At 73.3% G+C, this 18,210-nt stretch carries 19 protein-coding genes and 1 tRNA gene; 14 read left to right on the top strand and 6 right to left on the bottom strand.

The genetic code is table 11. From position 1 onward, the window contains the following. Window positions 1–15 precede the first annotated feature (15 nt). The gene (locus FED44_RS28225; protein ID WP_138462621.1) at window positions 16–1,464 is read left to right on the top strand and encodes an ATP-binding SpoIIE family protein phosphatase; all 1,449 of its coding nucleotides are present in this window, start codon (window positions 16–18) and stop codon (window positions 1,462–1,464) included. Between the two features lie 66 nt (window positions 1,465–1,530). After that, window positions 1,531–1,603: transfer RNA gene (locus FED44_RS28220), tRNA-Ala, on the top strand. Between the two features lie 64 nt (window positions 1,604–1,667). Here FED44_RS28220 and FED44_RS28215 read toward each other — a convergent pair. Next, window positions 1,668–2,120 carry a winged helix-turn-helix transcriptional regulator gene (locus FED44_RS28215; RefSeq protein ID WP_138462620.1) on the bottom strand — a complete coding sequence of 151 codons (453 nt, stop codon included), beginning with the start codon at window positions 2,118–2,120 and terminating at the stop codon, window positions 1,668–1,670. 116 nt (window positions 2,121–2,236) lie between these two features. Here FED44_RS28215 and FED44_RS28210 point away from each other — a divergent pair, with 116 nt between their 5' ends. Both FED44_RS28210 and FED44_RS38240 read left to right on the top strand, forming a co-directional pair. Continuing rightward, on the top strand, window positions 2,237–2,941 hold the full coding sequence (locus tag FED44_RS28210) for an SDR family oxidoreductase (RefSeq protein WP_138462619.1): 705 nt from the start codon (window positions 2,237–2,239) through the stop codon (window positions 2,939–2,941). A gap of 45 nt (window positions 2,942–2,986) precedes the next feature. Then, a complete protein-coding gene (locus FED44_RS38240) occupies window positions 2,987–3,193 on the top strand; it encodes a DUF6203 family protein (RefSeq protein WP_111697915.1) in 207 nt (68 codons plus the stop codon). An 18-nt stretch (window positions 3,194–3,211) separates the two neighbouring features. Here the strand turns inward: FED44_RS38240 and FED44_RS28200 are convergent, their stop codons facing one another. Next, window positions 3,212–4,198 (bottom strand): GlxA family transcriptional regulator, encoded by a 987-nt coding sequence (locus FED44_RS28200; protein WP_111697953.1) that lies wholly within the window; start codon window positions 4,196–4,198, stop codon window positions 3,212–3,214. Between the two features lie 84 nt (window positions 4,199–4,282). Here FED44_RS28200 and FED44_RS28195 point away from each other — a divergent pair, with 84 nt between their 5' ends. The 3 genes from FED44_RS28195 to FED44_RS28185 are packed head-to-tail and all read left to right on the top strand — an operon-like array spanning window position 4,283 to window position 7,273. Continuing rightward, on the top strand, window positions 4,283–5,542 hold the full coding sequence (locus FED44_RS28195) for an MFS transporter (protein WP_208759220.1): 1,260 nt from the start codon (window positions 4,283–4,285) through the stop codon (window positions 5,540–5,542). Next, on the top strand, window positions 5,539–6,228 hold the full coding sequence (locus FED44_RS28190; RefSeq protein WP_208759219.1) for a peptidyl-tRNA hydrolase: 690 nt from the start codon (window positions 5,539–5,541) through the stop codon (window positions 6,226–6,228). Before FED44_RS28195 ends, FED44_RS28190 begins: the two co-directional genes overlap by 4 nt. A gap of 46 nt (window positions 6,229–6,274) precedes the next feature. Then, window positions 6,275–7,273 carry a hypothetical protein gene (locus FED44_RS28185; RefSeq protein WP_138462616.1) on the top strand — a complete coding sequence of 333 codons (999 nt, stop codon included), beginning with the start codon at window positions 6,275–6,277 and terminating at the stop codon, window positions 7,271–7,273. A gap of 1 nt (window position 7,274) precedes the next feature. Here FED44_RS28185 and FED44_RS28180 read toward each other — a convergent pair whose 3' ends face one another. Then, entirely contained in the window at window positions 7,275–8,174 is a 900-nt protein-coding gene (locus FED44_RS28180; protein ID WP_165900463.1) for a CPBP family intramembrane glutamic endopeptidase, read from the bottom strand. Window positions 8,175–8,319: 145 nt separating this feature from the next. On the opposite strand from FED44_RS28180, the gene FED44_RS28175 reads away from it, so the two are divergent. The 3 genes from FED44_RS28175 to FED44_RS28165 are packed head-to-tail and all read left to right on the top strand — an operon-like array spanning window position 8,320 to window position 10,958. Then, complete coding sequence (locus FED44_RS28175; RefSeq protein ID WP_138462615.1) at window positions 8,320–8,922, top strand: hypothetical protein; 603 nt, start codon at window positions 8,320–8,322, stop codon at window positions 8,920–8,922. Between the two features lie 27 nt (window positions 8,923–8,949). After that, a complete protein-coding gene (locus tag FED44_RS28170) occupies window positions 8,950–10,293 on the top strand; it encodes a sensor histidine kinase (protein ID WP_138462614.1) in 1,344 nt (447 codons plus the stop codon). Further along, window positions 10,293–10,958, top strand: a complete 666-nt coding sequence (locus FED44_RS28165) for a response regulator (protein WP_187406082.1) — start codon at window positions 10,293–10,295, stop codon at window positions 10,956–10,958. The genes FED44_RS28170 and FED44_RS28165 overlap by 1 nt, the downstream gene beginning before the upstream one ends. A 19-nt stretch (window positions 10,959–10,977) precedes the next feature. Here the strand turns inward: FED44_RS28165 and FED44_RS28160 are convergent, their stop codons facing one another. Continuing rightward, window positions 10,978–12,843, bottom strand: a complete 1,866-nt coding sequence (locus FED44_RS28160; RefSeq protein WP_138462632.1) for a CASTOR/POLLUX-related putative ion channel — start codon at window positions 12,841–12,843, stop codon at window positions 10,978–10,980. A 62-nt stretch (window positions 12,844–12,905) separates the two neighbouring features. Here FED44_RS28160 and FED44_RS28155 point away from each other — a divergent pair, with 62 nt between their 5' ends. The 3 genes from FED44_RS28155 (at window position 12,906) to FED44_RS28145 (ending at window position 15,535) form a co-directional block, all read left to right on the top strand. After that, a complete protein-coding gene (locus FED44_RS28155) occupies window positions 12,906–13,493 on the top strand; it encodes a Maf family protein (RefSeq protein WP_111697921.1) in 588 nt (195 codons plus the stop codon). A gap of 10 nt (window positions 13,494–13,503) precedes the next feature. Then, complete coding sequence (locus tag FED44_RS28150) at window positions 13,504–14,310, top strand: EI24 domain-containing protein (RefSeq protein ID WP_111697922.1); 807 nt, start codon at window positions 13,504–13,506, stop codon at window positions 14,308–14,310. 112 nt (window positions 14,311–14,422) lie between these two features. After that, entirely contained in the window at window positions 14,423–15,535 is a 1,113-nt protein-coding gene (locus FED44_RS28145) for a DUF4192 domain-containing protein (RefSeq protein WP_138462613.1), read from the top strand. Here FED44_RS28145 and FED44_RS28140 read toward each other — a convergent pair. After that, window positions 15,514–15,864 carry a hypothetical protein gene (locus tag FED44_RS28140; RefSeq protein ID WP_138462612.1) on the bottom strand — a complete coding sequence of 117 codons (351 nt, stop codon included), beginning with the start codon at window positions 15,862–15,864 and terminating at the stop codon, window positions 15,514–15,516. The genes FED44_RS28145 and FED44_RS28140 overlap by 22 nt on opposite strands. A gap of 224 nt (window positions 15,865–16,088) precedes the next feature. Here FED44_RS28140 and FED44_RS28135 point away from each other — a divergent pair, with 224 nt between their 5' ends. Next, the gene (locus FED44_RS28135) at window positions 16,089–16,613 is read left to right on the top strand and encodes a DUF1707 and DUF4870 domain-containing protein (RefSeq protein ID WP_244302322.1); all 525 of its coding nucleotides are present in this window, start codon (window positions 16,089–16,091) and stop codon (window positions 16,611–16,613) included. An 8-nt stretch (window positions 16,614–16,621) separates the two neighbouring features. On the opposite strand, the gene FED44_RS28130 is transcribed toward FED44_RS28135, so the two are convergent. Beyond that, entirely contained in the window at window positions 16,622–18,172 is a 1,551-nt protein-coding gene (locus tag FED44_RS28130) for an ATP-dependent DNA ligase (RefSeq protein ID WP_138462611.1), read from the bottom strand. Window positions 18,173–18,210: the final 38 nt, after the last annotated feature.

Here is an 18,210-nt window from a genome sequence, read left to right as displayed (position 1 = left end):
GGGGAGCCGTCGACCATGCTGCACGATGTCAGCGCGATCGTCCGGGCCGTGGGCGACAGCCCCGGCCCGGAGGAGGCCACCAGGGCCCTGTGTGAGGCGGCGGTGCCGGGGCTGGCCGACGCCGCCGCGGTCTACGTGGACGGCGCCGCCTGGCACCGGGTCGATCCCGGCGGGCGGCTGCCGCCGCACTGGGCCGGCGACGAGGCCGGTGAGACCGGTGAGACCGCCCTGCTCGACGGGCGCCTGCTCGCCGTGCCGCTCCGGGCGTACGGAACGGTCGTCGGCTGCGCGCTCCTCGCGCGCGACGCCGGGCGGCCGCCGTTCGGCCCGGCGGACCTGTTCACCGCGGGACAGTTCGCCGTGCCCGCCGCGCTCACGATCTTCCACGGCCGGCGGGACCGCCGCCAGGTCGAGATTGTCGAGACGCTGGAGCGTGACATGCGCCCGGGCGCTCCGCCCGACCTGCCCGGGCTGGAGATCTCCTACCGGTACCGGCCGGCGGCCGAGCGGGTGGGCGGCGACTGGTACGACGTGATCCCGCTGCCGGGCAGCAGGGTGGCCCTGGTCGTCGGTGACGTGATGGGTCACGGGCCGGCCGCCGCGGCCGTGATGGGCCGGCTGCGCACGGTCGTGCAGACCCTGGCCGCGCTCGACCTCCCGGCCGAGCAGGTGCTCCACTCGCTCGACGAGGTGGCGCAGCGGCTGGCCGAGCAGACCATCACGACCTGCGTCTACTGCGTGTACGACCCGGTGCTGCGCCGGTGCACGATCGCGAGCGCGGGCCACCTGCCGCCGATCCTCGTGGGCGCGGACGGCCGGGCGGAGGTGCTGGCGCCGCCCCAGTGCCCGCCGATCGGGCTGGGCCGCACCCCCTTCGAGACGACGGAGATCGCGGCGGAGGACGGCAGCATGCTCGTCCTCTACACCGACGGGCTCGTGGAGGAACGCGGGGAGGACATCGGCCAGCAGGTGGAGGACCTGCGCCGCCGGCTCTCGGACGGCACCTCGATCGAGGACCTGAGCGACGCCGTGCTGTCGGCCGCCCGGGCCGACGACGTCACGATGCTGGCCATCCGCTTCCGCGGCATCCCGAGCGAGCACGTCGCCCAGTGGATGATGGAGCCGCAGCCGATGACGCCGTCGCGTGTCCGCGGCCTGGTCCGCCGTACGCTCGACGCGTGGGGTCTCGCCTCGATGACCCCGGTGGCCGAGCTGCTCGCGTCGGAGCTCGTCACCAACGCCGTACGGCAGACGTCGCGGCCCGTCACGATCAGGCTGCTGCGCACCGATCACCTGCTGTGCGAGGTCAGCGATGACAACCACCGCCTGCCGATGCAGCGCGAGCCCGGAGTCCTCGACGAGGACGGCAGAGGGCTGTACGTCGTCTCCCGGCTCGCCGAGCGCTGGGGGGCAAGCCGGGTCGCGGGAGGCAAGACGGTCTGGTTCTCCCTGGCGATCCCCTGACGCGGGTTACGCTCACGCCGCCGAAGTCCTATACACTGGCGGGGCGCCGCCGACGCGGCGTGGCAAGGGGCTATAGCGCAGCTGGTAGCGCACTTCCATGGCATGGAAGGGGTCTGGGGTTCGAGTCCCCATAGCTCCACCGTCGCCGAATCATCTCAGGAGCCGTCCTCCGCCCGGAGGACGGCTCTCGGCGTTCCGGCCGGTCAGTCGCCGGTGCGTACGAAGGCGACCGCGTCCAGCGGGACGGTGTGCCCCTCCGGGTCGGTGAAGGACACGTCCAGCCGCGCCCCGGTCCGCCGATCGCGGCGTTCGACCGTCGGTCCCGCGAGCCGGGGCACGTGACGGTCCCCCCACTGCTGCAGCGCTCCGAGGATCACGAGTGCGTCGCGGCCCGAATCGGTCAGGTGGTACTCGTACCGGGTGCGGGCTCCGGTGTCGCGGTAGGGCCGCTTCTCGACGACGCCCGCACCGGCGAGCGTCGCCAGCCGGGTGGTCAGCAGATTCGTGGCGATCCCCAGGCGCTGCTGGATGTCGGCGAAGCGGACGACTCCCGTGTGCAGCTCGCGCAGAATCAGCGGCGTCCACCGCTCTCCGAGGAGGGTCACCGCCCGCTCGATGGAGCACGTCATCGAGTCGGGGAGTTCGGTGGTCGTCATCGCACGCCTCGCTCGCTCGTCGCCGGTGGGATACAGGCTAGCCCGGGAAGGCTAACTTGCAATTTTAAAGTCAGGTCTCTACCGTGGACGCCAGGACGTCGACGGATGGAGACACGATGAGGATCGAAGGATCGGTCGCGCTGGTCACGGGCGCGAACCGCGGGCTGGGACGGCGCTTCGCGGCCGCGCTGCTGGACCGTGGCGCCGCCAAGGTGTACGCGGCGGCGCGCAGGCCGGAGACGGTCGACCTGCCGGGCGTGGTGCCGCTCGCCCTGGACATCACCGACCCCGCGTCCGTCCGGGCCGCCGCCGAGCGGGCCCGCGACGTGAACCTGCTGATCAACAACGCGGGGATCTCCACGGGCTCGTCGTTCCTCGCCGGTGCGCTCGACGACATCCGCCTGGAGATGGAGACGCACTACTTCGGCACGCTCGCCATGGCTCGTGAGTTCGCCCCGGTCCTGGGCCGCAACGGGGGCGGCGCGATCCTCAACGTGCTGTCGGTGCTGTCGTGGTTCACCGCACCGCAGGTGGCCGGCTACTCTGCGGCCAAGGCGGCCGCGCTGCAGCTCACCAACAGCCTCCGCCTCGAACTGAAGGAGCAGGGCACGCTCGTCACGGCGCTGCACGTCGGATACATGGACACCGACATGGCCGCCCACGTCGACGGCCCGAAGATCGACCCGGCGGAGGTCGCCGCCCAGGCCCTGCAGGGGATCGAGCAGGGGCGCTTCGAGGTGGTCGCCGACGACACGAGCCGCCAGGTGCGGGCCATGCTGTCCGGCGACGTGGCCGGCTTGTATCCGCAACTGGTGTCCTGAACGGCGGGCACATGATCACACGCCTGCCGGGTAGGGGCGAGTGCCATGAAGAGAATCCTGCAGCTCGTCGTCACCCGCTGGCTGGCCCGTACGCCGATCGGGATGGTCGTGCTCGGCCTCGGCTGGCTCTTCATGCGCAAGCGGCGCTCGGACCAGCGGCAGCAGGCGCAGACCCAGGTGCGCCGCGCGCCGGGACGCCGGTCGGACGACGCGTACGGCCGGCGGAGGCCGGTCGCGGGCGGCCGCCGCTGACAAGCCGCCGGTCGCCCGTCAGGAGAGCGCCGCGGGGGTGCGGAACGTCTGCCGGTAGGCGAGCGGGGACACCCCGACGGCGGCGTTCAGGTGCTGCCGGAGCGAGACCGCGCTGCCGAACCCCGCCTTCCTGGCGATCGCGTCCACCGGCAGGTCGGTGGTCTCCAGTAGACGCCGGGCGTGCGCGACACGCTGCCCGGCGAGCCACCTGGCCGGGCTGAGGCCGGTCTCCTCCCGGAACCTCCGGGTGAAGGTCCGCACGCTCATGCGGGCGTGCGCGGCCAGGGCGGTCAGGTTGACCGGTTCCTCCAGGTGTTCCAGCATCCAGGTCCGGGTGGGGGCGGTGGTCGTCCCCGCCGGGTCGGGCAGCGGCCGCTCGATGTACTGGGCCTGGCCGCCCTCGCGGAACGGCGGCGTCACGCACCGGCGGGCGGTGCGGTTGGCCACATCGGTGCCGTGGTCGCGCCGGACCACGTGCAGGCACAGGTCGATGCCCGCCGCCACCCCGGCCGAGGTCAGCACGTCGCCGTCGTCGATGAACAGCACGTCCGGGTCGAGCCGTACGCGGGGGAAGAGGGCGCGGAAGGCCGCGGCGTTGCGCCAGTGGGTCGTCGCGGGCCGCCCGTCCAGCAGGCCGGCGGCGGCGAGCACGAAGGCGCCGGTGCAGATCGAGATCAGCCGGGCCCGCGGGGCGGCCGCCCGCAGCGCCTCCCGCACCTCCTCGTCGAGCGTGCCGTCCGTCAGCGCGCGCCCGTCGTATATGCCCGGCACCACCACCGTGTGCGCCGTGGCGAGGACGTCCAGGTCGTGGTCGGGCAGAACGCGGTAGCCCGCCCGGGTCCGCACCGGCCGGCCTCCTGGGCTGCACGTGACGACCTCGTACAGTGCCCCGCGGTTGCGGGCGGCCAGGAACACCTGCCCGGGGATGCCCAGGTCGAGCGACGCGAAGTGGTCCAGGGCCAGTACGGCGACCCGGTGCGGGGCGGGGTGCACGGTGGGAAGCATGGCCGGAAGCATGGCCGGATTCTTTCACAGGTTGACCCCCCGGCCACTGTCTCCCCCAAGGGGCGCGACGGGAGGATGCTCGTCATGAAGTCGCTACACCGTGCCTGGACAGTGGCCGCCGTCGCCTTCGTCGCGATCATCGGGGCGGCCGGCTTCCGGGCGACGCCCGGCGTGCTGATCATGCCGTTGCAGGACGAGTTCGGCTGGACGAGGGGCACCATCTCGCTGGCGGTGTCGGTCAACCTCATGCTCTACGGGCTGTGCGCGCCGTTCGCCGCGGCCCTGATGGACCGCTTCGGCATGCGCCGGGTGGTCGCCTGCGCCCTGCTTCTGGTGGCCGTCGGCAGCGGCCTCACCGTGTTCATGACCGCGAGCTGGCAGCTCGTCGCGCTCTGGGGCGTCCTGGTCGGGGCGGGCACCGGCTCGATGGCGCTCGTCTTCGCCGCCACGCTGACCGACCGCTGGTTCGTCCGGCACCGCGGCCTGGTCACGGGCGTGCTCACGGCGGGCGGCGCCACGGGGCAACTGGTCTTCCTCCCGCTGCTCGCCCACCTCGTGGAGGCGCAGGGCTGGCGCCCGGCCTCGCTCACGGTGGCCGGAGCCGCGCTCGCCGTCGTCCCCCTCGTGTGGTTCCTGCTGAGGGACACCCCCGAGGAGATCGGCCTGACCGCGCTGGGGGCCGACGCGCCGGTCGTCCGCACGCCGGGAGGGGGCGCCGCCGCGCGGGCCGTACGGGTGCTGCGGAACGCGGCGCGCACCCGGTACTTCTGGTATCTCGCCGGGGGCTTCGCCATCTGCGGCGCGAGCACCAACGGCCTGGTCGGCACCCACTTCATCCCGGCCGCCCACGACCACGGCATGCCCGAGACCGTCGCGGCCTCGCTGCTGGCCGTCATCGGGGTGTTCGACATCGCCGGCACGATCTTCTCCGGATGGCTGAGCGACCGCGTGGACGCGCGGCTCCTGCTCGTCGTCTACTACGGCCTGCGGGGGCTGTCGCTGCTGGTCCTGCCGCAGCTGTTCGCCGCCACGACCGAGCCGAGCATGCTGGTGTTCATCGTGTTCTACGGCCTCGACTGGGTGGCCACCGTGCCGCCGACCGTCGCCCTGTGCCGCAAGATCTTCGGCGCGGACGGCGCGGTCGTGTTCGGCTGGGTCTTCGCCTCCCACCAGGTCGGCGCGGCCGTCGTCGCCACCGTGGCCGGCGTCACCCGCGACCACCTGGGGAACTACGACCTGGCGTGGTACGGCGCGGGGGTTCTGTGCCTGTTCGCGGCGCTCATGTCGTCCCGCGTCGTCACGCGTATCCGGGACCAGCGCGAAGCTGCGATCCTTGTCGGGTGACCGAGCGCGTTCTTCCCCTGGTCGTACGCATCGAGCGGGCGGCGCCGCCGCGCCGCACCGACGCGCTGGAGGCGGCGGCGACCGCCGTGCCGCGACTGCTCGACCACGCCGAGAAGGCCGAGAACGCGGAGAACGCCGAGAACGGGGACGCGTGGGGCGAGGAGATCGCCGAGTGGCAGGACGGCCGGATCAGGAAGGTGGTCAGGCGGGCCCGCGGGGCCGAGTGGCGGCGGGCGCTCGCCCTGCCCGGGATCACCGTCACGGTGCGCACGGCCGAGGTGCGGGTGCATCCGCCGGTGCCGCTGGACGACTGGCCGCGTGACCTCGCCCGGCTCCAGGTGTCGGGCACCGACCTGGCGGACGACGCCGTTCCGCCGGAGCCCGGCCCCGATGACGTGGTGCTCTGGGTCAACCCCCGGCTGACGATGACGGCGGGCAAGGCGATGGCCCAGGCGGGCCACGGCGCGCAGTTCGCGTGGTGGGGCGCGGGCGAAGCGGACAGGGCGGCCTGGCGCGGCCGCGGCTTCGCCGTACGCGTCCGCACGGCGGGTCCGGACCGGTGGGACGCGCTGGCCGGAAGCGGCCTGCCGGTGGTCCGGGACGCCGGGTTCACGGAGATCGAACCCGGCTCGGCGACGGTCGTCGCGGACGCCCCCTGGCTGCGGGCGGGCGTTCCCGAAGTGTGATGGGGAAGGCACCCGAAAAACCGGGATATGCCGTACGCTCCCGATCGTGTCACCTGGGGACTATGGGACGAAGGCCGTGCCCTCCTACATAGCGGCCGAGGCCGAGACCACGCCACTGCCGAAGATCACGGTCCCGCCGCCGGCGCCGGCGACGAACTCCGGAAAGAGCCTCGGGGACCTGCCGATGCGGGTGGTCTACCGGGCGGTCGCCGTGGCCGCGGGGGTCGGCATCCTGGGCGCGAGCGTCGCCTTCGCGGTGCTCGGCCGGGGCACGCCCGCCCCGGCCGCCGTACGCGCCCCGGCCGCCCAGGGAGTCACTCAGCAGGCGGCGGTGGCAAGCGGTGCCGCGATCGGCACGGCGACCAGCGCGGCGACCGGCGCGGTGGCCACGCCCGGCCTGAGCCCGCTGCCCAGTGCCAGTTCACTCAGTGCCAGCCCGCAGACCAGTGTGAGCCCGGAGCCCTCGTCCGGCCCGGTCGACACCGCGATGGCGGCGGCCCTGCACGATCCCCGGGTACCCACGCTGCCGGCGAACGAGCGCAAGCTGCGCCGCCTGCACGGTCATCCGGCTCACATCCGCGGCCTGGTCAAGGACCGGCGTTCCGGCGTCGCCCTGCCGCGCTTCACCAAGTCGTGGACGCTCGCCAAGGCGAGCCCGTTCGCCTCCCGGCAGGTGCTGCCGAAGGTCAAGGGCATGTCGTACCGGGGCCTGCTGGTCTCCTGCCCGGTGCCGATCCCGCAGCAGGAGACGCTGCGCGACACGGCCTTCCTGGCCGCGCGGTGGACGCTCAACCACCATCCGTCCGGCGCGACGATCACCTGGACGGCCTCCCAGCCGATGAAGGCGGGCAAGCGGAAGGGCTGGCTGCTGGGCTACACCGTGCACTACACGGTGAAGGGCAAGAAGCGGACCTCCGCGGCGGCGCTGGCCCTCGTGGACGTCCCGGACAGGAAGCCCGCCGTCGTGTTCGTCACGATCCCCGACAGCCAGAAGAAGCGCTGGCGCGACATCAACGCGGTGATGTCCTCCGTGAAGGCGCTCTGACTCAGCGGGAGCGCGGGCGCCGCCACAGGCGGCCGGTCAGGAGCACGGCCACCGCCAGCCCGGCCGTGGTGAGAGCGCCGCCCTCGCCGACCATCCAGGCCGACCTGTCGTGCGTCGAGGTCATCGCCTCGGCCACGAAGTACAGCGACGCGTTCACCGTGGCGTGGCACACCAGGACGGGCCAGAGGCTCCGGGTGCGCAGCCGCAGCCACACGAGCGGGAAGGCCAGCGTGACCGTCTGGAGCGTGAACATCAGCATCGCGTACGGCACCGCCACGCCCTCTTCCACCGCCCCCGGCACGAACAGCATCAGCGGGTAGTGGAACGCGGCCCAGGCCAGGCCGAGGATCACCGCCGTCGCGGCCGGGCTCCTGCGCGCGGCGAGCCTCATGACCAGCAGGGAGCTCCAGCCGAGCTGCTCGCCGAGCGCCAGGACGACGAACGGCACCACACCGGGAACGAGGCCGAGCAGCACGCCGAGCGCCGGATGCAGCCCGGTGGACGCGGCGAGGTTGCCCGGGTCGAAGCGGGCGGCGCCGGTCAGCCAGGCCGTGCCGTACGCGAGGCCGACGCCGAGGACGGGAACGGCCCAGGCGGCGGCGAGCGTGCGCCAGGGCACCCGGTGGAAACCCCAGTCCACGGCGCGGACACCCCCGGCGGCCAGGCACGCGACGAGCGCGGCGAGCGCGGGCATGAACGCCTGGCCGTACATGGCGATCTGGGTCCCGACGGGAGCGTCGCCGATCCTGTCGAGATCGGCGCCCTGCGATACGGCGAGGGCGACGACGGGCAGCACGAGGGCGGCCAGGGTGAGGCCGTAGACCCCGAGCCGCGGCTCGCGGGCGGCGGGAGCGGCGGTCTCGGTGCCGGTGCCGATGACGGTTGACGTGTTCGTTCGCATGGGCCGATTCCAGCGTCCCGGCGGTCCCGCCCGCCTGAGGGTGAGGTCCCGTTCCGTCCCGTGCGACGGACCTGAGCGGGGTCCCGGATGGGACGGGACCCGGGTCCCATTCCCCTCCGTGCGCATAATGTCCAATGATGTCCTGATGCGAAGCGGTGCGTGGCCCCGAGGGCTCTGGGCGATTCCTGTCCTCTGCGGGGCGGCCGTCGTCGCCGGCGTCGCGCTGACCGCGGCCGCGCCCGCGCCGGACACCACCTATCTGGTGCTCGACGCGGTCGCCGGCCTGACCTGCCCGGCGGTGGGCGTGCTGATCCTCTCGCGGTGGCGGCGGCATCCCGTCGGCCGGCTGTTCTGTCTCAGTGGTGCCGGGCTGGCCCTCCAGGCACTTTCCGGGGGATACGCCGCGTACGCCCAGCCGCACGGGCTGCCCGGCGCCCTGGCAGCCGCGTGGGTGACGAACTGGGTGTTCTTCACCGGCTTCGGGCCGCTCCTGCTGCTACCCATGCTGCTGCCCGACGGACGGCTGCCGTCGCCGCGCTGGCGACCGGTCCTAGTCGCGGCCGTCGCCGGGATGACGGTGCTCCAGGTCATGCTCATGCTCCGGGACCGCATCTGGGTCTGGGGGCGGGAGGTGCCCAGCTCGTTCGGGTTCGTCCCCACGAGGCCCGTGGCGGAGCTCGCGTTCGGCGTGGTGGCGCTCGGGCTGGCCGCGTCGGGGATGGCGGCGCTGGCCACACGGGTCACCTGATCCGACGACAGGCGACGTCTCCTGCCGGTGTTCGCGGCCGTCGTCGCGGTGGGGCTCGCGGTGGCCGCCGACACGCTGCTGCCGCCCGATCCCCCCGTGGGCGTGTGGCTGCTGGCCGTGGCACTGCCGCTGTTCCCCGCGGCCACGGCGGTCTCGATCTTCCGCTACCGGTTGTTCGACATCGAGGTGCTGATCCGGCGCACCGTCGTGTACGCGCTGGTCACGGTCACGCTGCTGGGGGCCTACCTGGTCACCGTGGCCACGATCGGCACGCTCCTGCGGGCCGGGACCGGGGTGGTCGAGCCGCTGGCCGCCACCGCCGTCGTCGCGGTGGCGTTCGCACCCGCGCGGGACGCCGCGCAGCGGGCCGTCGGCCGTCTGCTGTTCGGCAACCGGGGCGACCCCGCGGCCGCGCTGTCCCTGCTCGGCCAGCGCCTCGAGTCGTCGGCCGACCCGACGCGGCTGCTCGAACGGGCGGCGGAGACCGTGGCCCACACCCTGCGGCTGCCCGCGGTCGCCGTGCTCGCCGCCGACGGCACACCGGTCTGCGCGGAGGGCGGTGTGCCCGGCGACGGCGCACGGCTGCCGCTCGTGGTGGGCGGACGCGTGGAGGGGGAGCTGCGCGCGGCTCCCCGGTCGCCGGGCGAGGCCCTGTCGGCGGCGGACCTGGCGGTGCTCGACGACCTCGCCCGCCAGCTCGCGGTCGCCCTCGCGGCCGTTCGGCTCGCCAGGGAGGTGCAGGCGTCGCGGGAGCGGCTGGTCATCGCCAGGGAGGAGGAACGGCGCAGGCTCCGCCGTGACCTCCACGACGGTCTCGGGCCCGGCCTGGCCGCCATCGGCGTACGGCTCGACGTGATAGAGGCCACCGCCGCGGGGGTGTCGCCAGCCGTGCGGTCGTCGCTGGCGGAGGTCGGGCAGCTCGTCCGGGGGCTCGTCGGGGACGTACGGAGGATCGTCCACGACCTGCGCCCGCCGGCGCTCGACGAGCTCGGGCTGGCCGGAGCCCTGGAGGACCTGGCCCTGGAGACGGAGGAGACCGCGCAGGGCGGCCCCGCGGTCAGGGTCCGGGTGCCGGAGCCGCTTCCCGAGCTGCGCGCCGCCGTCGAGGTGGCGGCCTACCGCATCGCCCAGGAGGCGCTGGCCAACGCACTGCGGCACGCGCAGGCCCGGACCATCGAGATCGTCGCGCGGATCGAGCGGGGCGGGCTGCTCCTGCGGGTCCGTGACGACGGCCGGGGGCTGCCCGAACCGCTCGTCGAGGGCGTGGGGTCGGGCAGCATGAGAGAGCGCGCCGTGGAACTCGGCGGCGCGCTGCGCAGGACGTCCGCCTCCGGGGCGGGCACGACAGTGGAGGCGGTGCTGCCGCTGTGATGAATTCCGGGGCCGATTCGGAGACCGCCGAGCCGATACGCGTCCTGCTGGTGGACGACCACCCGCTGCTGCGGCACGGCCTGCGGACGCTGCTGGAACAGGTCGGCGGCGCCGAGGTGGTGGGCGAAGCGGGGGACGGCGAGGAGGCCGTCGCCCTCGCCCTGTCGCTGCGCCCCGACGTGGTCGTGATGGACCTGGTGATGCCGGGCACCTCGGGGATCGAGGCCACCCGCCGGCTGATCGACCGCGAGCCCGCCCTCGGCGTGCTCGTGCTGACGATGAGCGAGGACGACGCGTCGGTGTTCGCCGCCCTGCGGGCGGGCGCGCGCGGCTACGTCCTGAAGGGCACGGGCGGGGCGGAGTTCATCGCCGCCGTGCGGTCCGTCGCCCGGGGGGAGGCCGTGTACGGCCCCGCCGTAGCCCGGCGCATCCGCAGGTTCCTGGCGTCCGGCCCGGATGTCACGCCCTTTCCCGAGCTGACCGCCAGGGAACGCGGTGTTCTCGACCTGCTCGCGTCCGGCAAGTCGAACGCGGAGATCGCCCGCGCCCTGTTCCTCAGTCAGAAGACCGTGAAAAACCACCTGACGTCCGTCTTCGCCAAGCTTCAGGTGGCCGACCGGGCGCAGGCCGTGGTGCGCGCCCGCCGCGCGGGCCTCGGCGAGTGAGCGGTGGGGACGGCCGGGCTCAGCATTCGGCGAGGACGATCACGGAGTCACCCGGGGTGAACGTCACCGCCCGGGACCGGTCCGGGTTGAGCACGACGCCGTAGTGGGGCGGCTCACCGGACTTCGCCGCCACGCGGTAGCCGATCGCGGTCTCGCCACGGCGCAGGGCCGACTCCACGATCGTGCGGAAGGCGACGGGCCGGCCGGTCGTCACGTAGTCCTCCACGGGCCGGGGATAGACCTCCGAGCCCGCGGCGTCGAAGAGGTAGCCGAAGACCTCGGCGAGGTGCGGGTTCTCGGCGAGCTGAGCGAGCAGCAGGCCGATGACGGTGTCGCTGATCACGATGTCGTCGGCCTCGGTGACCTCGGCGAGCGCCCGGTTGTTCTCGTCGTGCATCTCGCTCACGATCGAGTACTTCTCCCCGAGGGTCGCCTGCATGTCGCGCAGCTGCAGCAGCGTCATCAGCGCCCGGTTGTCGGCGTGGCGGGGATCGTACCGGTCGTCGGAGAGCACGATGACGTGCTGGTAGACACCGACGCCGAGGGACTCCAGGGCGTACCTGTCGGTGCCGTCGCACTCCTTGACGTTCACCGTCAGGTTGCGAAGGTCCGCCAGGCCGGCGCCGGCGCCCGGATGGTCGCCGGCGACGTCGAGCACCGACCCGCGGGTCACGTAGCCGTCCAGGTAGCGGATGATCCGCTCGGCCCGGCCGTTCCAGCCGAGCATCAGGGTCCGCTCGGGGGCCGGCTCCGGGGCCGTCGCGGGGACGATGTGCCGTTCGTCCGCGGGAGCCGTTCCGTTCGCCAGGCGGATGAGCGAGTCGTCCTGGGCGAGCACGACGATCTCGTCGGACGTCCCGATCACCGTGTCCGGCGGCGGGTTGAGCACCACACCGCCGGGCGCGCGCAGGCCGAGGACGGTCGCGGTCGCGTACGCGTCGAGGGCCTGGCCGTACGACCTGCCGGCGAGGGCGGGATCGCGGCGCAGGTAGATCTCACCGCCGTCGAAGTTCAGCAGATCCATGCAGACGACGGACACGCCGGACTGCCGGGACGACTGCACGATCAGCCGCGCGGCGATGTCGTCGCTGTCGACCAGGTGGACGCCGGGCCCTCCGGCCAGCCGGGCGGCGGCCATGTTGCGCGAGGAGGCGATGGCGGCGACCACCGGAGGATGCTCGCCCGCCCGCTTGGCCAGCGCGAGCAGAGTCTTGATGACGTGCGCGTCCGGGTCTTCCGTCTCGGGGGACAGCACCACGATCGTTCGCGCGGTGCTCAGGCTCAGCAGGTCGAGGTCGGCCGGCTCGGTGGGCCGGCCGGTGCGGCACACCAGGCGCGTCCTGCCTGTGTCGCCGACCCGGGCCCGGATCGCGTCCTCCATGGCCGGCTTGTCCCTGTCGGCCAGGATCGCGATGACCGAGCCGCGCTGGCTGGCGTGCGCCTTCGTGAGTTCGGAGACGATCGTGTAGAGCTGCTCGGACCAGCCGAGGATGACGGTGTGGCCGCTCTCGATCACGCGGGAGCGGCCCTTGCGCAGCTCCTCGATCTTGCCGCGCAGACCGGCGGAGAGCACGCCCACGAGGATGCTCACGATGAAGATGCCGCCGAGGGACGCGCCCAGCATGATCGCGAGGAAGGGCGCCGTACCGGCGTCTCCGGCGATCTTGCCCGGGCTGAGGGCGTGCATGAGCGACAGCCACAGCACCCCGGGCCAGCCGTCGTGCCGGAGCGCCTCGTCGGGGACGAGCCACATCGTCAGCGCGCTGACCACCACGATCAGCGCCAGCGACACCAGGGCCAGCCAGCCGATGAGGGCGGTCGTGCCCTTGGACATGGTGTTGTCGAACCAGTAGCGCGCACGCTCATTGACCGTGGCTTTTGACACCGGCATCCCCCGCATGTGATCGGTAAACGTCAGACATAGTAGAAGCGACTAGGCTTCGTCGTGTGACGGAACTGGTGCTCGCCTCGGCCTCGCCCGCCCGCCTCGGTGTGCTGAGGGCGGCCGGACTGGACCCGAAGGTCATCGTCAGCGGGGTCGACGAGGACGCGATCACGGCCGCCACTCCCGAGGAGCTCTGCCTGAAGCTGGCCGTGGCCAAGGCCGTCGCGGTGTCGCTGACCCTCGGCGACGGCATCGTGATCGGCTGCGACTCGGTGCTCGAACTCGACGGCGTCGCGTACGGCAAGCCGGGGACGCCGGAGGAGGCGGTGCGCCGCTGGCACATGATGCGGGGCAGGACCGGCCGGCTGCTGACCGGCCACTGCGTCAAGGACGTGGCCGCGGGACGCACGCGGTCCGAGGTGGCCGCGACCGTGGTGCGGTTCGGCACGCCGTCGGACGAGGAGATCGGCACGTACGTCGCGAGCGGTGAGCCGCTGCGGGTGGCGGGGGCGTTCACCCTCGACGGACTGGGCGGCTGGTTCGTGGAGGGCATCGAGGGCGACCACGGCAACGTGCTCGGCATCTCGCTTCCGCTGATCCGCCGCCTGCTCGCCGATCTCGGCGTGCCGGTGACGAGCCTTTGGCGCTAGCCTGCCCGCCATGAGTGGCAACGAGCGGCCCGCCGGGCGGCGTGGCGTCGGCGGTTTCGCCGAGGGGATCGGCTTCTGCTTCCGTGGGCTCGGATGGGTGGCCCGGCATCCCGGCTGGTGGTTGTTCGGGCTGATCCCGGCCCTGATCGCGCTCGCGCTCTACATCGTGGCGCTGGTGTGGCTGGGCACGCACGCCACCGACGTCGCGGCCTGGGTGACGCCGTTCGCCGACAACTGGGGCTGGCGGGACACGTTCCGCGCGCTGGTCGGCTTCATGATCTTCGTGGTGGGGCTCGCGCTCTCCGTGCTGACCTTCACCGCCGTCACCCTCGTGATCGGCGACCCGTTCTACGAGAAGCTCTCGGAGAAGGTCGAGGAGGACCTGGGCGGGCTTCCCGGCGGCGACCTGCCCTTCTGGTCGTCGCTGTTCCGGTCGGTCCGCGACAGCCTCGTGACGCTGTGGTACGTCCTGCTGTTCACGGTGCCGCTGTTCGTGCTCGGGTTCGTGCCGGTCGTGGGCCAGACCGTGGTGCCCGTGGTCGGCGCGTTCGTCTCCGGGTTCTTCCTCACGGTCGAGCTGACCGCCCTCGCCATGGAGCGGCGGGGCCTGCGGCGCAAGGAGCGCTTCGCCCTGCTCCGCGCGAACCTGCCGGTCACGCTCGGCTTCGGTGTGCCGCTCTTCCTCTCGTTCATGGTGCCGCTCGTGAGCGTGGTCGCGATGCCGGGCGCCGTCGCCGGCGCCGCCATGCTCGTCCGCCTCCGGCTCGCGCCCGCGGCCCTGCCCGGGGGTCAGGCCAGGGACGCGAAACCCGTCTGACGAGGGGCGGGCGGGGTGCCGGCTGCCGCCCGGCCGTCCACAGGAGACGGGTTGTCCCCAGGGCCGGCTGACATCGGCCGGGGCGAGGCGCCCTCGGGCGAGGCTTGCCGCCATGACGACTCCGCAGCTCGTGCTCTCGACCCCGGCGGACATCCTCTCCGCCGTGCCCTACCTCGTCGGTTTCCACCCGTCCGACAGCCTCGTGGTGACCGGGTCCACCGGTCCCGAGGTGCGGCTGACGACGCGGTGGGACCTCCCGGCCGATCCCCGGGACCTCGACCGGCTGGTCCCGCTGCTCCGCCGTGAGGCGGTGACCTCGGCGTTCCTCGTCGGGTACGGCCCGGGCGCCCTCGTGACCCCCGTAGTCGACGAGGTGACCCGGCTGCTGCGGGCCGGGGACATCCGGGTGACGGAGAGCCTGCGCGCCGAGGGCGGGCGCTACTGGTCCTACTCCTGCACGGGCGCGACCTGCTGCCCCGCGGAGGGCACGCCGTACGACACCGGCGGCAGCCGGGTGGCGGCCACGGCCGTGATGCACGGGCTGGTCGCGCTGCCCGACCGGGGCAGCCTGCGCCGCTCCGTCCAGCCGTCCGGCGGGACACGGATGCGGCAGGCCACGTTCCGCGTCACGGAGGCCCTGCGCACGTGCCTCGCGGCCATGGAGACGGCCATGGAGACGGACATGGAGACGGACATGGAGACGGCGGCGGACCCGGCGGGCCCGGACGAACAGGCCGCGCGGTTCGTCGCCGACGCGCTGGAGCGGGTGCGCGCCGCGATCGGCCTGTACGCCTCGGGGGGCAGGCTGGGCGACGAGGAGGCCGCGCGGCTCGGGCTGGACCTCGCCGTGGTCCGGGTGCGGGACGAGGCGTGGGCGCTGATCGACGACCGGGACGCGCATCTGGCGTTGTGGCGTGACCTCACCCGGCGGCTGGAGCCGGGCCACGCCGCTCCCGCGGCCTCGCTGCTGGCGGCGGCCGCGTGGCAGCGGGGGGAGTGCGCGCTGGCCGGCATGGCGCTGGAGCGGGCCCTCGACGCCGATCCGGGCTACTCGATGGCGCTCCTGCTGCGGCAGGCGCTGACGCACATGATGTCGCCCGCCATGCTCCGTGACCGCATGCCGACTCCCGAGGAACTCGACGACGAGATGGGCGCCCCGAGAGCGGTCTGGCTCGCGCCGCTGCGCGCGCTGCTGGCCCCGGCTCAGACCGGGTCGCTGTCCTGAGCCTGACGACGGCGCTCGTTGTAGGCGCGCATCCGCGCGGGATACCCGGTGAGCTGCACGTCGTAGACCGGCAGGGCGAGATCTCTGGCGACCTTGGCGATGACGGCGGGCGACCCGACGCGGCGGCGGGTCCACTCCCCGTCGTGGGCCACGGCCACCGCCGTGGTGTCGGTGGCGAAGGTCTCGGGCTCGACGTAGAACTCCACGCCACGGCGGGTCTTGGCGAACTCGATGAGCGCCTCGATGTCGGCGTCGGTCGCCTCGCGGTCGAACTTGGCCACGCGGAGGCCGCGCCTCCGCCGGAGCCCGTAACGATCTCGCCATCTCATAGTGCTTGTATACCGCGTCGCAGATCACGATGGCGTTAAGGGAACGGTCTCGGGGCCATGTCGGGGATGTCCCTGATGCCGGGGCCGCCTCTCCGGAGCAGGATGGAGGCAGACTTGAGACAAGCCGAGCAGGCCGTCGACGGAAGGCGATGTTTGTGATGCCCGCGACAGCGACACCACCGTGGCAGGGCCGCCCGGCCCCCATGCCGCACCCTCAGTTGCGCGTGACGAACCAGGACCGTGAGCAGGTGGTCGAGCACGTCAAGGCGGCCTACGCCGAGGGCAGGCTCGACAAGCACGAGATGGACGAGCGGCTGGACCGGGCGATGACCGCCCGCACCCACGCCGACCTCGCGCCGATCATGAACGACCTGTACGGCGCCCGGCCGGCGTACGTGCCCCGGCCGCCCGCGTACACCGGCCGCGCCTCCGCCCTGGAGGGGGGCGACCGGGCCGGAGCGGCGGCCTCGCACCTGTTCGCGCTGGCGGGCTTCTTCGTCATCGGCCCGCTGCTGATGATGGTGACGGCGGGCCGCACGTCCCCCTACATCAGGCGGCACGCGGTGGAGGCGCTCAACTTCCACCTCACCGTGCTCGGCGCGACCGTCCTGCTGCCGTTCACCGTCATCGGGGTCGTGCTGGTGCCGGTGGTCTGGGTCCTCGGGCTGGTCCTGTCCGTCGTCGGCGGGGTGTCGGCCATCGCCGACACGGAGTTCCGCTATCCCCTGACGGTCCGCCTCGTCAAGTAGGCGGGCGGCTAGGGCATGATCGCGCGGACGGTGGCGACGGTGTCGGCCTCCTCCGGCCGCTTGTCCGGGCGGTAGCGCAGCACCCGGGCGAACCGCAGCGCCATGCCCCCGGGGTAGCGGCTGGACCGTTGCACTCCGTCGAAGGCGATCTCCACCACCAGCGTGGGCGTGAGCATGACGACGTGGCCGTCCCCAGGGTTCCCGGCAGGGCCATCGGCAGGGCTCTCCGCGATCCGCAGGAACTGCTCGGTCTGCCAGGTCAGCAGTTCGTCGGTGAGGCCCTTGAACGTCTTGCCGAGCATCACGAAGCCGCCCGTCTCCGGGTCGTAGGCGCCGAGGTGCAGGTTCGACAGCCAGCCCCGGCGTCGTCCGCTGCCCCACTCGGCGGCCAGCACGACCAGATCCAGGGTGTGCCGGGGCTTCACCTTGATCCACCCCGCCCCCCGCCTGCCCGCGGCGTACGGCGTGCCCAGCGACTTCACGACGACGCCCTCGTGCCCGCGGCGTACCGCGTCGCCGAAGAAGGCCTCGGCCTCCTCGGCGTCCGCGGTGACCAGGCGCGGGGTGATCAACCCGGCCGGTACCGCCGTCTCCAGCGCGGCGTGCCGCTCCTGGTCGGGCAGGTCGAGCAGGTCGGCCCCGCCCACCCGCAGGGCGTCGAAGAAGAAGACGGTCAGCGGCACGGTCTCCCGCAGCGACGCGACGCCGGTCCTGCTGGCCACCCGGCCCGAGGTGACCTGGAACGGCTCCGGACGGCCGTCGGGGCGCAACGCCAGGACCTCGCCGTCCAGGACCAGGTCGGTGCCCGGAAGGCCCAGCACCGCCTCCACCAGCTCCGGCACCTGACCGGTGATGTCGTCGAGCGTACGGGTGAAGACGGCGACATCGTCGCCCGACCGGTGGGCCTGGACCCGTACGCCGTCGAGCTTCCACTCGACCGCGGCGGGAGCGCCGGCCTTCTCCAGCGCGGCGGTCACGCTGGCCGCGCTCTGCGCGAGCATCGGCGCGACGGCCCGCCCGACCTCCAGATGGAACGCCTTGAGCTCCGCCACCCCGCCGCGCAGCGCCGCCGCGCCGACGGCGGGCAGCGAGCCGCGCAGGGTCAGGGCCCGGCGCACCTCGGCGGAGGGCACGTCCGCCGCCCTGGCGATCGCCTCGATCATCACGCCGTCGAGTGCCCCCTGGCGCAGCTCGCCCGTCAGCAGCCGGTGCAGGAACGACTGCTCCTGCCGCGTCACGGCGCCGAACAGCTGACCGAGCAGCTCCCGGCGCGCGGCCTGCGAACCCGTCCCCGTCTGGGCCTTGATGCGTTCGAGCAGCGCGTCGACCTGGCCGAGGGTCGCCGTGGCGATCTGGCGCGGCTCGGGAAGGTCGGAAAGGCTCCGCCAGCCCACGCCGATCTGACGCTGCGGCAGTTCCCCCGACAGGTAGGCGATGGCGATCTCGGCCTCGTCCGGGCCCACCCTGCCGAGCAGCTCGGCCAGGTGCCTGATCTTGGCCAGCCGCGCCGAGTCCGCCGCCACGGCCGCGGAGGTCCGGGCAAGGTCGATCAGCAACACAACGTAATCCTGCCTTACCGGATGGGCACCTGCCCAGG

The organism is Microbispora triticiradicis, assembly GCF_005864065.1.
In the GTDB taxonomy this organism is placed as follows: Bacteria; Actinomycetota; Actinomycetes; order Streptosporangiales; family Streptosporangiaceae; genus Microbispora; species Microbispora triticiradicis.
Note: the sequence above shows the minus strand (reverse complement) of the source record. Positions and strands in the feature narration are given on the sequence as shown.

What these genes read in the sequence shown, in the direction of transcription:
- FED44_RS28225 (WP_138462621.1), top strand. Translation starts at nt 16, where the DNA reads ATGCTGCACGATGTCAGCGCGATCGTCCGGGCCGTGGGCGACAGCCCC.
- FED44_RS28215 (WP_138462620.1), bottom strand. Translation starts at nt 2,120, where the DNA reads ATGACGACCACCGAACTCCCCGACTCGATGACGTGCTCCATCGAGCGG.
- FED44_RS28210 (WP_138462619.1), top strand. Translation starts at nt 2,237, where the DNA reads ATGAGGATCGAAGGATCGGTCGCGCTGGTCACGGGCGCGAACCGCGGG.
- FED44_RS38240 (WP_111697915.1), top strand. Translation starts at nt 2,987, where the DNA reads ATGAAGAGAATCCTGCAGCTCGTCGTCACCCGCTGGCTGGCCCGTACG.
- FED44_RS28200 (WP_111697953.1), bottom strand. Translation starts at nt 4,198, where the DNA reads ATGCTTCCCACCGTGCACCCCGCCCCGCACCGGGTCGCCGTACTGGCC.
- FED44_RS28195 (WP_208759220.1), top strand. Translation starts at nt 4,283, where the DNA reads ATGAAGTCGCTACACCGTGCCTGGACAGTGGCCGCCGTCGCCTTCGTC.
- FED44_RS28180 (WP_165900463.1), bottom strand. Translation starts at nt 8,174, where the DNA reads ATGCGAACGAACACGTCAACCGTCATCGGCACCGGCACCGAGACCGCC.
- FED44_RS28175 (WP_138462615.1), top strand. Translation starts at nt 8,320, where the DNA reads ATGCGAAGCGGTGCGTGGCCCCGAGGGCTCTGGGCGATTCCTGTCCTC.
- FED44_RS28165 (WP_187406082.1), top strand. Translation starts at nt 10,293, where the DNA reads ATGAATTCCGGGGCCGATTCGGAGACCGCCGAGCCGATACGCGTCCTG.
- FED44_RS28150 (WP_111697922.1), top strand. Translation starts at nt 13,504, where the DNA reads ATGAGTGGCAACGAGCGGCCCGCCGGGCGGCGTGGCGTCGGCGGTTTC.
- FED44_RS28145 (WP_138462613.1), top strand. Translation starts at nt 14,423, where the DNA reads ATGACGACTCCGCAGCTCGTGCTCTCGACCCCGGCGGACATCCTCTCC.
- FED44_RS28140 (WP_138462612.1), bottom strand. Translation starts at nt 15,864, where the DNA reads ATGAGATGGCGAGATCGTTACGGGCTCCGGCGGAGGCGCGGCCTCCGC.